Origin of the sequence: Clostridium estertheticum (assembly GCF_018861295.1) — a bacterium.
GTDB classification, from domain to species: Bacteria; Bacillota; Clostridia; order Clostridiales; family Clostridiaceae; genus Clostridium_AD; species Clostridium_AD estertheticum_D.
This window is the reverse complement of sequence record NZ_JAHLDM010000033.1, coordinates 1-15049: the sequence shown is the minus strand read 5'-3', so window position 1 is coordinate 15049 and position 15049 is coordinate 1. Positions and strand designations below refer to the sequence as shown.

Annotated in this window: 12 protein-coding genes and 1 other annotated feature; of the genes, 5 read left to right on the top strand and 7 right to left on the bottom strand. The window is 32.3% G+C overall.

What is annotated here, in order from left to right:
* Window positions 1–10: 10 nt before the first annotated feature.
* From KPL54_RS22680 to KPL54_RS26625, 5 genes are all read right to left on the bottom strand, one after another.
* On the bottom strand, window positions 11–1912 hold the full coding sequence (locus KPL54_RS22680; RefSeq protein ID WP_216108773.1) for an FtsX-like permease family protein: 1902 nt from the start codon (window positions 1910–1912) through the stop codon (window positions 11–13).
* Window positions 1899–2672, bottom strand: coding sequence for an ABC transporter ATP-binding protein (locus KPL54_RS22675; RefSeq protein ID WP_216108772.1), 774 nt, complete (start codon window positions 2670–2672; stop codon window positions 1899–1901). The genes KPL54_RS22680 and KPL54_RS22675 overlap by 14 nt, the downstream gene beginning before the upstream one ends.
* A gap of 108 nt (window positions 2673–2780) precedes the next feature.
* Window positions 2781–3800 carry a sensor histidine kinase gene (locus KPL54_RS22670; protein ID WP_216108771.1) on the bottom strand — a complete coding sequence of 340 codons (1020 nt, stop codon included), beginning with the start codon at window positions 3798–3800 and terminating at the stop codon, window positions 2781–2783.
* Window positions 3797–4471, bottom strand: a complete 675-nt coding sequence (locus tag KPL54_RS22665) for a response regulator transcription factor (protein WP_216108770.1) — start codon at window positions 4469–4471, stop codon at window positions 3797–3799. The genes KPL54_RS22670 and KPL54_RS22665 overlap by 4 nt, the downstream gene beginning before the upstream one ends.
* A gap of 10 nt (window positions 4472–4481) precedes the next feature.
* Window positions 4482–4613, bottom strand: a complete 132-nt coding sequence (locus KPL54_RS26625) for a hypothetical protein (protein ID WP_268037974.1) — start codon at window positions 4611–4613, stop codon at window positions 4482–4484.
* Between the two features lie 74 nt (window positions 4614–4687).
* Between KPL54_RS26625 and KPL54_RS22660 the strand changes: the two genes are divergently transcribed.
* A complete protein-coding gene (locus tag KPL54_RS22660) occupies window positions 4688–5479 on the top strand; it encodes a flavodoxin family protein (RefSeq protein ID WP_216108769.1) in 792 nt (263 codons plus the stop codon).
* A 211-nt stretch (window positions 5480–5690) separates the two neighbouring features.
* Here the strand turns inward: KPL54_RS22660 and KPL54_RS22655 are convergent, their stop codons facing one another.
* Window positions 5691–6887 carry a MerR family transcriptional regulator gene (locus KPL54_RS22655; protein ID WP_216108768.1) on the bottom strand — a complete coding sequence of 399 codons (1197 nt, stop codon included), beginning with the start codon at window positions 6885–6887 and terminating at the stop codon, window positions 5691–5693.
* 340 nt (window positions 6888–7227) lie between these two features.
* On the opposite strand from KPL54_RS22655, the gene KPL54_RS22650 reads away from it, so the two are divergent.
* The 4 genes from KPL54_RS22650 to asnB all read left to right on the top strand — a co-directional run bounded on the left by KPL54_RS22650 (window position 7228) and on the right by asnB (window position 12460).
* On the top strand, window positions 7228–8541 hold the full coding sequence (locus KPL54_RS22650; RefSeq protein WP_216108767.1) for an ABC transporter substrate-binding protein: 1314 nt from the start codon (window positions 7228–7230) through the stop codon (window positions 8539–8541).
* A 112-nt stretch (window positions 8542–8653) separates the two neighbouring features.
* Window positions 8654–9520, top strand: coding sequence for a carbohydrate ABC transporter permease (locus KPL54_RS22645; protein ID WP_253203708.1), 867 nt, complete (start codon window positions 8654–8656; stop codon window positions 9518–9520).
* Between the two features lie 3 nt (window positions 9521–9523).
* Window positions 9524–10366 carry a carbohydrate ABC transporter permease gene (locus tag KPL54_RS22640; RefSeq protein ID WP_216101701.1) on the top strand — a complete coding sequence of 281 codons (843 nt, stop codon included), beginning with the start codon at window positions 9524–9526 and terminating at the stop codon, window positions 10364–10366.
* Window positions 10367–10481: 115 nt separating this feature from the next.
* Window positions 10482–10736: a binding site (T-box leader), on the top strand.
* Window positions 10737–10870: 134 nt separating this feature from the next.
* The gene (asnB, locus tag KPL54_RS22635) at window positions 10871–12460 is read left to right on the top strand and encodes an asparagine synthase B (RefSeq protein ID WP_216108766.1); all 1590 of its coding nucleotides are present in this window, start codon (window positions 10871–10873) and stop codon (window positions 12458–12460) included.
* Window positions 12461–12520: 60 nt separating this feature from the next.
* On the opposite strand, the gene KPL54_RS22630 is transcribed toward asnB, so the two are convergent.
* The coding region (locus KPL54_RS22630; RefSeq protein ID WP_216108765.1) for a DUF7507 domain-containing protein at window positions 12521–15049 on the bottom strand (2529 nt) is incomplete at its 5' end.

The following is a 15049-nucleotide window of genomic DNA, read 5'->3' as shown; positions in this document are numbered from 1 at the left end:
AAGTTAACTTCTAGTTACTTACAATTTTAATATAGGCTTTTAAAGTTATTAAATAATATATACTATAAAGCACTGCATAAACTAAAATTATAATAATAAACTCTTTAGTAATATTAACTGCAACCATTTTTCCAATTGGAATTGAAGCAGCAAAAGTATTTATCGTTGCCACAATGAAAGGTACTCCAAATAAAATCATGAGTTCCTTTGAGATAGCTTTTGTTATTTCGGCTTTACTAGCCCCTATATTTTTAAGAATTATGAATTTGTTTTTATCCTCCGAAGCTTCCATACACATTTTAAAATATATAATACCTCCTGTGGCTGTAACAAATACCAATCCAATAAATAATCCAATAAAGGCCAATATGCCCATTATTTTTATGCCATCCATAAAACTTTCATAGAAGGTTAAAAGTTTATTTTCTGGCGGTATTACACTTTTTAAATCCTTAATAAAATTTTCTGAAAGGAAATCATTATTAAGCATATATCCCGTTACTTTATAGGTATTCTCTTTAGAAATTGTACTTTTAATTTGAGAGTAGACACTATCCTTAACAATTAAAGTTGGTTTAGAGTCATCAATTGCCATAAAGCTTTTCTTATCAGTATCGGTTATTTTTAGATTATAGTCACTACCTCCGCCAGATAATTTAACCTCTTTACCAATTACACTTTTATCTGAAACAAAATTTGCTACTTGAACGAAATTACAATCCATATCATTTTTCAAATTTATTTTTATGTCCGATTTTTCATGACTATTAATTTCATTAAATTTACTCTCGTTTAGAACTAAAAATTCATGATTGCCAAGCAGGAAATCTTTAGTTTTTACTTTAAGAAACTCCATATTGTCTTTATATGCAACTGAAATTTCTTTGTGGTTTTTAATAGTATTCTCGAAAGTTTTATCTGTATTATACGTACCGTTTGCATATTCTATAGAAAATGGTCTCATATTTCTTGAATTTTCTTCAACTTTATTAAAAAAACCAAAGCAGAAAATCGATGCGCAAAGTGCTACACTAGTAGTAATTGCTATTACACTTAGGGTACCTACATTACCTTTATATCTATGGTAAAGCTGTGAAATATATATGAGTTTTGTTCCTTTAAAGAGACTTTTTTCATTCTTTTTACTAATATAAATAATTAAAGAAGTAAAGCTTGTAAAAAATAATATAGTCCCAATAACAACTAACAATACTACTATGGGAGCTAGCAAAATATTAGCAACAAGATTTCTAATAGCAATATAATATCCATAGCCTAAGAAAACTATAGAAAGAATGCTAATTATCAGGGTTAAAAAGGATACTTTTAAACCTTTTTCAGCTTTTTTTGATGAATTGAAAAGATCTATAAGGTTATCCCTGTATATAAGCTTAGAACCGTGAATACTAATTATTATAAACATAGCTCCAAATACTATAGAGCAAAATTTTAAAGCTTCTAAACTAATTTGAAAAGACACATCACCTGTAGCTCTTATCATTACATATAATAGCATTATAAAAAATTTATTAAAAATCAGCCCTAAACAAATTCCCGAGCAAAAGGCGAAAGCTATAGTTATTAAATTTTCTATAATATTTAATTTTACCACCTGCTTTTTAGACATGCCTAGTAACATATAAGTTGCAAATTCTTTTTTTCTTGACTTTATAAGGAAAGAATTAGAATACCATATAAAAAATGCTGAGAAAGCTGCAATCATATATGCTGCTATGATAAATACAATCATAATGCTTTTCATGTCTCCTAGTTTGGCTTTTACATCTTCATTATATACAATAGACATAAAAAGATATAATACAAAAACACTGAAAGTAGAGCTTAGAAAAAATGTCCAGTAATTTTTAAAGTTTTTCTTTATATTGTTTATAGCCATACTAATTAAGGTCATCTGTCTCCCCTCCTATGACTGAAAGAATCTTTAATATATTCTGATAGAAATCCTTCCTTAATTTATCCCCTTTATAAATTTCATTAAATAGTTTACCATCTTTAATAAATATAATTCGCTTACAATAAGATGCTGCAAATGCATCATGAGTAACCATAATAATTGTAGCTTTATTTTTATCATTTAAATTTTCAAGGCAGCCTAGTAATTCTTTGGAAGCTTTAGAATCTAGAGCTCCTGTAGGTTCATCAGCAAGTACCATAGATGGCTGCGTAATCATTGCCCTTGCAGCAGCTGCTCTTTGCTTTTGTCCGCCTGATACCTCATAAGGATATTTGTTTAATATATCATTAATGCCAAGCTTAATACTTATTTCTTGTAGCTTTTCCTTTATAGTCTTATAAGGAGTTTTCGATAGAGCCAAGGGAAGCACAATATTTTCCTTTAGCGTCATAGTATCAAGTAAATTAAAGTCTTGGAAAATAAACCCTAGTTTTTCCCTTCTAAACTTAGACAAATTTGGCTCCTTTAGCTTGGTTATGTCATCACCACTTATTAAAACACTTCCTGAAGTTGGTTTATCAATAGTTGATATTACATTTAAAAAAGTTGTTTTTCCTGAACCAGATGGTCCCATTATTGCTACAAACTCACCATTTTCTACTTTCAAATTTATATTATCAAGTGCTGTATATTTTACACCCCCAAATTTTGATCCATAAACTTTTCTTAAATTTTCTATTTTTAATACTTCTGTCATTATAAAGACCCCCGTAATATTAATTATTTTGAATATGTTTTACACTCTTAGTATACAAAAAAGCAAAATATACCGCCATTGCTTCGGCTTACATTTTGCTCTTTCAACTTACATTTTTGTAACATCATAATAATTATCCCATTTCAAAAAATGAATAATCACTCCAGTTCCGCTGCCATATTCTGACTCTATGGTAATATAATGACCAAGTTTTTTAGCAATCTTTTGTGAAAGGTACAAACCCATTCCACTAGCTTTCAAGTTTTCGTTTCTTCCATTAAAACCTGTAAAGGACTTTTTAAACAATCTATTTATATCTTCACTTTTAATCCCTATTCCAGTATCTTCTACTATTAATAAATCTTCTTTTGTGGATTCAGTATGTTTAAATATTATACTTCCACCATTACTGGTATATTTTAATGCGTTTGATAGGAGCTGATCAATTATGAAAAGCAACCACTTTTTATCAGTATCTATAATAAATGTTTCAGGGACTTTATTTATTAATTTAATGTGTTTTTTTATAAATATAATTGAATGTTTTTTAATGCTTTCTTTAATTAATTTATTGATACTTACTTCTGAAAGAATATAATCCTGTGAAAAACTATTACTTCTAGAATAGCAAAGCACTTTTTCAACATAATCATCAATCTTTTCAATTTCTTCTTTTAATGATTCGCAGCCTTTCTCCTCACTCTCAAGCAGTAACTTTGAGGTAGTAATTGGCGTTTTAATTTCATGAACCCAAGCAGTCATAAACTCTGCATTTTCTTTGAAATCTGTTTCCGTGACCCTTGCCATTTTGATGAAATCTTCATAAATCATCTGAATTATCTGAGCATATATTTCATCTCTATAATCCATCGGACTAGGTAAAATAGGAGTTTTATCCTCTGAATCCTTTACGAATAAAAGCTTTTTAATATGTTGGAATTGTACATAATAATCTATACTTATATAAATTATTAACATAAAAAAAGAAACGAATATAATATAAAGAACATTAGAAGTAAGTACTCGGTTTTGTCTGTCAAAACATATAGTTAATAAAATAAAACCCATGAGAATAAAATAAAATACTAAGAGCCTAAGGTTTTCCTTTAAATATTTAGTAAACCTCATTTAATAACATATCCTTGATTTATAATAGTCTTAATAAAATCTGTAAGACCAATTTCCTTTAGCTTTTTTCGGAGTCTATTTATATTAACTGTTAGTGTATTGTCATCGATGAAATTTTCATCCTGCCAAAGTTCTTGCATTATATCTTCTCTACTTACTATGTTCTCATGTTTTTCCATTAATATGTATAGTATTTTAAATTCATTTTTAGTTAGTTCAATTGATTTTTCATTGAAATATAACATGTTATCTTTTAGTGATAACACAACTCCTTTATAATCAATGGTATCCATACTTGTATCTCCATAAGAATAGGTTCTACGTAAAATTGCATTTATTTTTGCCATAAGTATATCCATTGAAAAAGGTTTTGTAATGTAATCATCCGCGCCCATATTCACAGCCATAATGACATCCATATTCGTACTTCTAGAAGATAAAAATATGACTGGCACCTTAGAAATGCTTCTAATCTTATTACACCAATAAAAGCCATCAAAAGCAGGCAGATTTACATCCATAAGAACAAGTCCCGGATTTATCCTAGCGAATTCTTCAAATACATTATTGAAGTTATCAACTGCATAAGCCTCAAACCCCCACTTGCCAAGGGATTTTTTTATTATATCCCTGATTTTCTCTTCATCTTCAATTACTAATATTTTATACATAACGTCCTCCCTAAGTGGTTTTGCAAAATATCATGACTGCTACAGTTCTTACTTGGCTACAAGGAACAGTTGCATTTGTAGTTTTATTTTGTAAATCTGAGTAACCATCTGTTATTGCTAAGTTTTTTAATGTACATTTCATACTAATTATACTATAATAATGTTTAATTGGATATAACTGTTACCCCTGGGGTAATTGAATGGAGGTAATGCTAATTGAAGATATTAATTGTTAATGGTAGTGCACATAAAGGAAATACATGGGCGCTTGTGGAAATAATAAAAAAACATATGCAAGAAATTTCACATAATAAAATAGTGTTTGACGAGATACATTTGGCAGAAATAAATCTCCCCTTTTGCATCGGATGTAGTTCATGTTTTATTAGAGGAAATAAAAGTTGTCCTCATCACTTGGAAGTACAAATATTTATTGATAAAATCGAAGAAAATGATGCCACAATTATCGCTTGTCCTTGCTTTGCCAATCATGTGACTTCATTGATGAAGAATTTTATAGATCATTTAGCTTTTAACACTCATAGACCAAAATTTTTCAAAAATAAAATGTTAGCAATATCAACTGCAGGTGGGAGTGGTGCTAGAAAATGCACAAAATACTTACGAGAAACTTTTATGTGTTGGGGATTTAATCATGGATATGAACTTCCAGTTATATCTAATAGCTACGGTGGATATAAACCTTCACAAAAGGTGATTAAAAAGTGCAAATTAGTTGCTGAAAAATTCTATCTGAATGTATCTTGTGGAAAATTATATTCTCCAACATTTGTGAGTTTGTTAGTTTATAATATTTTTCGTGGGATGAGCCATTCTGGAACTGAGGGTGAGTTTTATGACAATGAGTATTGGAAAAAGACTGGACTAATTGATGTTGCCTATGCGACGGAAATACCCCTTCCATTATACAAACATGTTTTGGGGAATATCATATATTCCATTTCGAAGAAAGTAGCTAAAAAGACAAAAGTAACTTACAATAAATAAATAACTGTTACCCCTGGGGTAAATGGATGCGATACTATTTTATTCTTTCCAGTACTCAGAATGATTAAGAGAAAAATAAAATGACGTGAACCAAAATTCACGTCATTTTTCATGTTCTATACCCTCATTCAACTTTAATATATATAATAAATACTTAACTTCATATATTGGTATCTAATTGAGAATAAACACTACTTTTATGCATTATCCATTACTTATTATTTTCAGCATAAAATTTTAAAGCTTCTCCCATAAATTTAGATGAACCACTGCCATATTTCTTGTCCATTACTTTGATATACATAGGATTTGACAAATAAAGTTCTGCTGTATAACCCCAATGATTTTCTCCCTCATCTACTTTTAAATATTCATTTATTTTTTGGTTCTCATCTGCTATTTCAGAAACAATTTGTTGAATCTCTTTTGAAGTAGGGTCTTTACTTAAGTCAGCTTCAAGTTTTTTATATAGTGTTTCTATTTTAGGCTCATAATCTCCCAAATAAATTTTTAAAGCTTTTCCCATAAATTTAGACGAACCCTGTCCATATTTTTTATCCATTGATTCTATCCATGACATGCCACTTCCATCATAGTTTTTTTCTAAGCCCTTAGGAAATTCCAACAAAAGCTTTACCATAATGTTCCAATAGTAATCTCCAAGCTCATTTTTAAAAACTTCATAATCTCTTTTAGCTATACTCGTTATTTCACCAGCAATATCTTGGATTTCATCTGAAGAAGGATCTTTACTTAAGCCTTCTGTAAGTTTTTTATATAGCTCTTTTAATTTAGGATGTCTATCATAAAGACAATCTTTTTTAAAATTATCAATTTGTTCTGCTTTAGTCATTGCATCACTATTAAAATTTTTCTTCATAGATTCCACATATTTTTTTATACTTCCATATTCTTTTATAGCCATTTTAGCAATTTCAGTTTCTTTAGATTTACATGTTTCAATAAATTCATCATATTTATCTATATTACCCCAACTTTTAATTATAATATCTTTGTGTTCAGTTTTAAACCCTTCTAGTGCATTATAATATTCACTCATATCAAATTCTTTAAAACTCATTGTATTTTCTCCTTTTAATGTTTTATTTACAAGCTCTATTAAACCATTTAATCTGTTGCGTTTTAAAATAAGCAACTTTTCATGACTTTTTAGTGCTTGCATTTTATCAAAGTGGGCACTAGCCATGATTTCTTTAACTTCTTTCAAAGGTATTTCAAGTTCCTTAAAAAATAAAATTTGTTGCAAGGTTTCAAGAGCTTCATCGTCATAAAGTCTGTAACCTGAGTCTGTGAAATTACTTGGTTTTAGCAATCCGATTTTATCGTAGTAATGTAGCATGCGCACACTTATTCCTGTCAAATCCGAAACTTGTTTTATTGTTTTCATTGCTGCACCTCCAACTTTGATTTTAGAGCTATCAATACTGCCAGGCACTCCGCCGGCTATGAGTTTTTGTCAATATACTTAAGCTCTATTTTTATATTACACTATGACACTGTGTTAGGGTCAACACTTTTTTATAATTTTTTTTGTGAGCATCTAACTTAGTTAGACAAAGTAATTTAAATCACTCCATATAATAAGATGTAAAAGACTGAGCGAAAAAAATATAATTATATGATTTAACATATTAAGACAGTCTATTAATATACTATTAGTGTGGTATATAATGTTAATAATTTATTTCTGTTAAGGTAAAAAGTAAAAAGAAAGAGGGCTGTAAACGATGAGAATGAAAAAAATATTTTGTCTTCTAATAACTGGAATTATGCTTACTAGTCTATCTGCATGTGGTAAAAAAGATAGTAAATCAACAGTTTCTACTACAACTCATGAAAGTACTAAAAGCACAGGTAAAGACATACACATCGCATCATGGAACAATGCAGCAGATAATTTGACAACGATTGCAAAAGCTTTCAACCTAACACATAAAGGCAGCGGCAAGGTTATTATTGATTATGCAGATAGTGATTATTCAAAACTTAAACCTACACTTGCTTCGGGTAGTGGTGTACCTGATATTTTTCAAACTCAAAATCGTGATATACCTGCATTTTATAACAATTATGGGTTAAAGTCATTTGCTGATATAAGTGATATTGTTAACCCGGATTCTGCAAATTGGGTAGATTTTGCATTAGAAACATGTAAAGCAAAGGACGGTAAATACTATTCGATTCCATGGGATATCGGACCAGTTGCCCTATACTATAGAACTGATGTGTTTAAAGCTGCCGGAATTGATGTTTCCACATTAACAACTTGGGATAAATATATTGAAGCAGGGAAAAAAATAAAAACAAAAGGTAATTATTATTTAGAAGCATATAATTTTAATGGTTCTACTTGTCAAGATGAATTTATGATTTATCTAAATCAATTGGGAGGACAATATTATAATAAGGATGGTAAAGTAAACTTAGCATCTGAGCAAATGGTTAAAGCCTCAAATTTAATTAATAAAATGGTTGATGCAAAAGTTGCTATGGATATTCCCAATGCATGGGATGATAGGATTAAAGCAATTAATGACAATAAATTAGTAGCATTCGCGTATCCAGCTTGGTTCATGGGAACAATGAAAAATTCATGTGCAACTACTTCTGGTAAATGGGGTATTATTAAAATGCCTGCTTTTGAAGAAGGAGGAAACTCTTATGCTAATGCTGGAGGTTCTATACTAGCTGTTTCTGCTAAAACTGTAAATTTACCTTTGGCAAAAGAGTTCTTATCATATGCAATGAAAACTAACGAAGGTAATGATGTAAACATGAAATTTGGTGAGTTTCCTTCCTACAAACCTGCATATGAAACAGAATTTTTCAAATCTAAAAATGAATATTATGGTGGAGTATCAGTTGGTACTATTTTCTCGAAATTAACTGGTGCTAAAGCAACTACTTGGGGTCCTTACTTTACAGATGTTTCAGCTGGTTTAAAAACTGCTGCTGGTAATATATTAGCTAACAAAATGGAACCTAAAACTGCTTTAGATGCAGCAACAAAAGCTGCCCAGAATACAATAGATGCTAAATAGCTTTAATAAGCCATAAAACTTTCATTAATATGTAATGAAAGCTTTGTACCATAACATAGGTATGAAGCTTTTATTTTTAAGACTTCCATAATAAGAAAGGAAGGTGAGTCTTTTGAAAGAAAACACCAAAAGAAAGATAATACCATGGATGTTCTTAGCGCCATTTCTAATTATATTTTTAACTTTTATGGTATATCCAATCATTTATTCACTTGCGATTAGTTTTACAAAATACAGAGGTGGAGAATTCGTTCCTGTTGGATTGTCTAACTTTAAATTTGTTTTAACGGATCCTACTTTTCTAAAGGCAATTAAAAATACATTTACAATTTTGATTATTCAAGTTCCGATTCAAACTATGCTTGCACTTGTAATAGCAAATTTTTTAAATAGCAGACACTTGAAATTCAAAGGATTTTTTAGAATGTTTGTATTTATGCCCGTACTTATAGATACAGTAAGTTATTCTATTGTATTTTTACTCTTCTTTAGTAATAGTAAAGATGGTTTAATTAATAGTTTAATTAGTATGCTAGGTGGATCATCCGTTGAATGGATGAATGTAGCATGGTTATCAAAGATTGTAATTATTACTGCATTAACCTGGAGATGGACAGGTTATAACGCCATTATCATCTTAAGTGGACTACAAAATATAGCTGCTGATTTATATGAGGCAGCATCTATCGATGGAGCTACTAAAATAAAACAGTTTTTTTCGATAACCTTACCAGGTGTAAAACCAGTGTTACTGTTTTCAGTAGTTTTATCAGTAAATGGGGTACTTCAGTTATTCACAGAGACAAACTTAATTACTAGAGGCGGGCCTGTTGATGGGACTTTAACAATTGTTCAATATTTATACAATACAGGATTTGTTTCATTTAACTATGGGGTTTCATCTGCTGGGGCATATATTCTTGCGGTTATGATTGCTATTTTAACCTTTATTCAGATGAAAGTGACGAAAGGAGATTAAGTTATGGCTGATATAAAAAAATCTAAAAGAGTAAAAGGGTCAGGACTTGTTTATGTTATATTAACAATTGTTGCTATAGTGTGCTTCTTTCCATTTGTATGGACTATCATAGCATCATCTCATACAAACACACAAATTTTCCAGAGTTCTAAATCATTTGTTATAGGAACGAACTCTATTAAAAATTACATCAACCTTATGGCATTCTCTAATATTTGGAGAAATTTGTTTAATAGTATTTTTATTGCCACGGTATATACGATTTTAGTCTGTATAATTGATTCAATGGCTGCCTTTGCATTTTCTAAATATAAATTTAAAGGAAGAGACGTTCTTTTCTTTATTTGTGTATGCTCCATGTTCATACCACAGCAAGTTACATTAGTTCCACTTTTCATGCAACTTTCAGCAATGAATTTAATTAGCAGTCCATCAGCAGTTATTTTGCCGGCACTTGCTAGTATCTTCGGAGTATTCTTAATGCGTCAGAACCTTATGGCGTTCCCGGATGAACTTATGGAATCCGCAAGAATCGACGGAGCTAATGATTTCAGGATGTTTTTTCAGATTGTCGTACCAACTATGAAACCAGCATTTACTTCTTTAGCTATTTTATCATTTGTTCAACAATGGGGTAATTATTTATGGCCATTGATTGTTCTAAATACTAAAGATTCTTTTACTATTCCGCTAGTTTTAGCATTAATGCGGGCTGGTGGAAATATAGTAGATTATGGTGCTATTATGGTTGGAGCTGTTATGGCATTAGTTCCAGTACTTGTATTATTTCTCTTTTTTCAGAAGAATTTTATACAAGGTATGCTTAGTGGATCTTTAAAAGGATAAGATAATATTTCAAAAAATGAATTTTATTTTAAAAAACAATTCATAAAACTATTGACGAATTATAAAATACAAAGTAAAATGAAAGGAATTCAAAAACAAAATTCATATAATCAATATAAAAGCCTTGATGGGAAGAGTAGTTATTATGAAGTAGTCAAAGCGAATCAGTGGTGGTGAGAGACTGATACTAATCAAATGGTGAAGAACATCCCGGAGCTTCCAAACGAAATTTATTAAGAGTAGTATTGGACGGAGCCAAACCGTTACATCTTGGACAGTATCGAATTTATATTAATTCCGTACTGATTAAAGTGAGCTTTTTAAGCTAATTTAGGTGGTACCGCGGAAGTATAAGTCTTTCGTCCTATTTTTTATAGGATGAGGGCTTTTTTTTGTATCTAAAATTAAGGAGGTTAAAGTCCTAAATGGACTTTAACGGGTAATTTGTTAGCGGAGCGAGCGGGTTTAATTGCCCCGTGTTCCGACTAAAAGGAGGATATTAATATGTGTACAATTATGTGTTATACAGGAACAGATATGAAACATGATAAATTTGCAGAGGCTCTGCAACGAACCGAATCTAGAGGGCCAGATATGACAGAGATTCTTACTTTACCGTCTGGTATTTTAGGGTTTCAAAGACTTTCTATTATGGATTTAAGTTTCAGCGGAATGCAGCCATACACAAGGAATACAGATGCATCCATCTGTAACGGTGAAATTTTCGGTTTCCGTGAAATTAAGAAAGACCTAATAGAAAAAGGACATAAGTTTATTTCTAATAGTGATTGCGAAATATTACTTCCAATGTACTATGAGTATGGGCTAGATATGTTTTCAAAATTAGATGCAGAATTCGCAACTGTAATATACGATGGAAAAAAAGACACTTTCATTGCAGCAAGAGATCCAATTGGAATCCGTCCTCTCTTCTATGGTTATTCCGAATCAGGTAAAATCATATTTGCAAGTGAAGCGAAAAATTTAATTGGTCTTACGTACAAAATCATATCATTTCCACCAGGCCATTATTATGCTAATGGTAAATTTACATGCTACTGCGATATTGCGGCAACAAATGGTGATTATTGCAATGATGACGTAGAAGTTATCTGCAGCAAAATTCATGATAAATTTGTAACTGCCATAGAAAAACGTATGGATGCTGATGCTCCTGTAGGTTTCTTGTTAAGTGGAGGTCTGGACAGCTCCCTTGTATGTTCAATTGCTCAAAAAATGTATCCCGGTAAACCAATTAAAACCTTTGCCATAGGTATGACTGAAGATGCAATTGACCTTAAATATGCTAAGGAGGTTGCCGATTACATTCATAGTGATCACACCACTATATATATGACAAAAGAAGAAGTTCTTGGATCACTTGAACAGGTTATTAAACTTCTTGGAACCTACGATATTACCACAATAAGAGCAAGTATGGGAATGTACTTGATTTGCAAGAAAATACACGAGATTTCTGATGTCAGAGTACTTCTAACCGGTGAAATTTCTGATGAGTTATTTGGATATAAATATACTGATTTTGCTCCAAATGCAGAGGAATTTCAAAAGGAATCACAAAAGAGAATAAGGGAGCTTCATATGTACGATGTACTTCGTGCAGACCGTTGTATCAGCTCAAATTCTATAGAAGCAAGGGTGCCATTTGGGGATTTAGATTTTGTAAAGTATGTTATGTCCATAGACCCTGAAAAGAAATTAAACAAATACAACATGGGTAAATACCTTTTGAGACATTCGTTTGAAGGTGATTATCTACCAGATAATATTTTATATCGTGAAAAAGCAGCATTTAGCGATGCTGTAGGTCATTCTATGGTAGACTATTTAAAAGAATATGCCAAGGATTGCTATTCTGATGAAGAATTTGAAAAACTATCTAACAAGTATAAATATAATTCTAAACCATTCACAAAAGAATCATTGTTATACAGAGAATTGTTTGAAAAATATTATCCATTACAATCAGAAATGATAGTAGACTTTTGGATGCCAAACAAAGAATGGGAAGGCTGTAACGTAAATGATCCTAGTGCCAGAATGTTGTCAAATTATGGTGCCAGCGGAAAATAATCAAGGAAACAAGGGTACCCTTTGTAGGATACCCTTGTTTATTTATAGCTGCAGCAAAACTTACTTGTATACTCCAGGATAAGGCATATCAAATGTGTTGAAAGTCAAAGTGGAGTTGTTATATGCATCTAAAACCATAGTAAGGTAATTTATATTTGCAATCACTTTGTTTGAGAGTTTGTTGTCGTGCGTATTACCATCAAAGTTCTCCTCTACTAGTATTGCTTGCGCATAGTCAGCTGCATAGGATGCTACTGTGCTCAATAATGCACTATGCACATGATTGAGACGGTATGCCAAAAGCTGTGCTGCCAAATTAAAGCAGAGGTCGCTGAACATTTTTTTCTTACCATTGATGGTAAATTTGTTCATTATATTATAAGCATATATTTCAGAAGTTCCGGCATTATTTGGAGTAGTTCCTCCTGGCAAAGGCAGTATGCCAATGATTATAGTCTTATTAGCTTGTGTAGTCTTATAAAGCATCCTTGGAGTTTGGTTGTAGCTACTTCTTTTGTATGAAGAATGGTCTCTCCAATATCCGAGAGTCAGTGGCATCTGGCCAACTTGATTGTTTATTTTAATTTTTTTCACTGAATTCATTGTCCGATTCCTAACTTGCAAGTTAATTGCGCCATTGCTTTTCACGATAAAGTTAACCGCTACCCACACTACTGGCTCGGTGCCACCTGCATTTGGTGCATAGCCCGGTTTAAACCATTCTTCACCATAAGCGCCCAATATATAGTCTGGTATATAACCATTAGGTACCAGCTGGCACAGCTGATAAATTCCCGGCATAAGAGGTTTGTTAAACTGTACAACTCCATTATTAGTGACCATGTTATTGGCTGTTTCAATGGCTGGTAGTCCGAATGCACCATCAATTGGTGCAGCACCCTGGCGAAGTTGCAATCTAACTTCGGGACTTGAAGATATCTTATTTTCCACAGTGCTAATTACAGAGATACTAGATTTACCAATATATCCGGACTTGTCAGAACTTGTAATATCCACACCTGTTGGGGACTTGCCACTAGCAGTACCAATGTTCTGGTAAAGGCCACAAACAGCGATTCCTGTCTGCTCCAGTGTAATGCTTTTACCTGGTGCAAGAGTATTAATTGTACCTATACTCCCAATCACATTGTCAGTGACATTAATGGCTGTTAATGTAACATTCCCGGTATTGGTAACTGTGTAGGTCCATTTTATAGGCGTGCCAGCTATGATGGTGACACCGTCATTACAGGCTGGTTTATTTGTATCCATAATACAGTTATCATGAGACTTGCTTTTCCGTATGATAGAAGTCCTACTGTTGCAAGTTGACCAGCCAATACTCTGCACCAGACAAGCAGGTATGGTTATGCTAATAGGAAAAATTTTGTCATTGCAGGGTTTCTTGCAAGGGATTTTACTCATATCTAGCGTTTTCTTTACAAGAGATAGTCTCGGATTCTGAACAGCATTTACTGTGGCAGTTGCCACATTGGTGCCAGCTGATATAGCTGAGTTTGTTATATAACCAGTATCTAAATCCAGCTGTGTGATTATATAGGTTGCAGTTCCAGTTGTAGACTCACCAGGACTTAACGCACCATCAGAGGGCTGAATAACAGTTACTGTTACCTTATCATCAGTTATACTGAATGGCCCAATGAGTGTAATATTACCAGTATTAGTAAGTGTATAGGTATAGGTTATTGCCTGACCAACCTTATTATAGGTTGATGGACTTGCGGTCTTAACAAGTGTGGGATCAGGCTTCTGGGATGCTGTTACTGTTGCAGTAGCTTCATTTGATAATATGGTACCATTGTCTGCTGTAGCTGTAGCTGTATTTGTAACATGGCCTATATCCAAATCCAATTGAGTAATTGTATAGGTAGCAGTTGCTGTTGTAGATTCACCAGGTGTTAAATTACTATTTAGTGGCGGAGTTACAATTGCCTTGTTGTCAGTTACATTGAATGGACCATTGATTGTAACATTACCGGTGTTGGTAATTGTGTAAGTGTAAGTTATTACATCATCAACCTGACTATAAATTGATGGACCTGCTGCCTTTGTAAGTGTAAGCTTTGGCTGCTGGGTTGATGTTACCGTTGAGGTAGCTTCATTAGATAAAATAGTGCCATTGTCTGCTGTAGCTGTAGCTGTATTTGTAACATTACCAGCATCCAAATCCAATTGAGTAATTATATAGGTGGCAGTTGCTGTTGTAGCTTCACCAGGTGTTAAATTATTATTTAGTGGCGGAGTTACAATTGCCTTGTTGTCAGTTACATTGAATGGTCCATTAATCGTAACGTTGCCGGTGTTTATTATTGTGTAAGTGTAGGTTATTACCTCCCCTATCTGACTATAGGTTGATGGACCCGCAGTCTTAACAAGTGTAAGCTTTGGCTGCTGAGTTGATGTTACCGTTGAGGTAGCTTCATTAGATAAAATAGTGCCATTGTCTGCTGTAGCTGTAGCTGTATTTGTAACATGGTCTATATCCAAATCCAATTGAGTAATTGTATAGGTGGCAGTTGCTGTTGTAGATTCACCAGGTGTTAAATTACTATTTAGTGGCGGAGTTAC

Excerpts from the sequence above, each read along its gene's own strand:
- KPL54_RS22680 (WP_216108773.1), bottom strand. The coding sequence starts at position 1,912 with ATGACCTTAATTAGTATGGCTATAAACAATATAAAGAAAAACTTTAAA.
- KPL54_RS22675 (WP_216108772.1), bottom strand. The coding sequence starts at position 2,672 with ATGACAGAAGTATTAAAAATAGAAAATTTAAGAAAAGTTTATGGATCA.
- KPL54_RS22670 (WP_216108771.1), bottom strand. The coding sequence starts at position 3,800 with ATGAGGTTTACTAAATATTTAAAGGAAAACCTTAGGCTCTTAGTATTT.
- KPL54_RS22665 (WP_216108770.1), bottom strand. The coding sequence starts at position 4,471 with ATGTATAAAATATTAGTAATTGAAGATGAAGAGAAAATCAGGGATATA.
- KPL54_RS26625 (WP_268037974.1), bottom strand. The coding sequence starts at position 4,613 with ATGAAATGTACATTAAAAAACTTAGCAATAACAGATGGTTACTCAGAT.
- KPL54_RS22655 (WP_216108768.1), bottom strand. The coding sequence starts at position 6,887 with ATGAAAACAATAAAACAAGTTTCGGATTTGACAGGAATAAGTGTGCGC.
- KPL54_RS22650 (WP_216108767.1), top strand. The coding sequence starts at position 7,228 with ATGAGAATGAAAAAAATATTTTGTCTTCTAATAACTGGAATTATGCTT.
- KPL54_RS22640 (WP_216101701.1), top strand. The coding sequence starts at position 9,524 with ATGGCTGATATAAAAAAATCTAAAAGAGTAAAAGGGTCAGGACTTGTT.
- asnB (WP_216108766.1), top strand. The coding sequence starts at position 10,871 with ATGTGTACAATTATGTGTTATACAGGAACAGATATGAAACATGATAAA.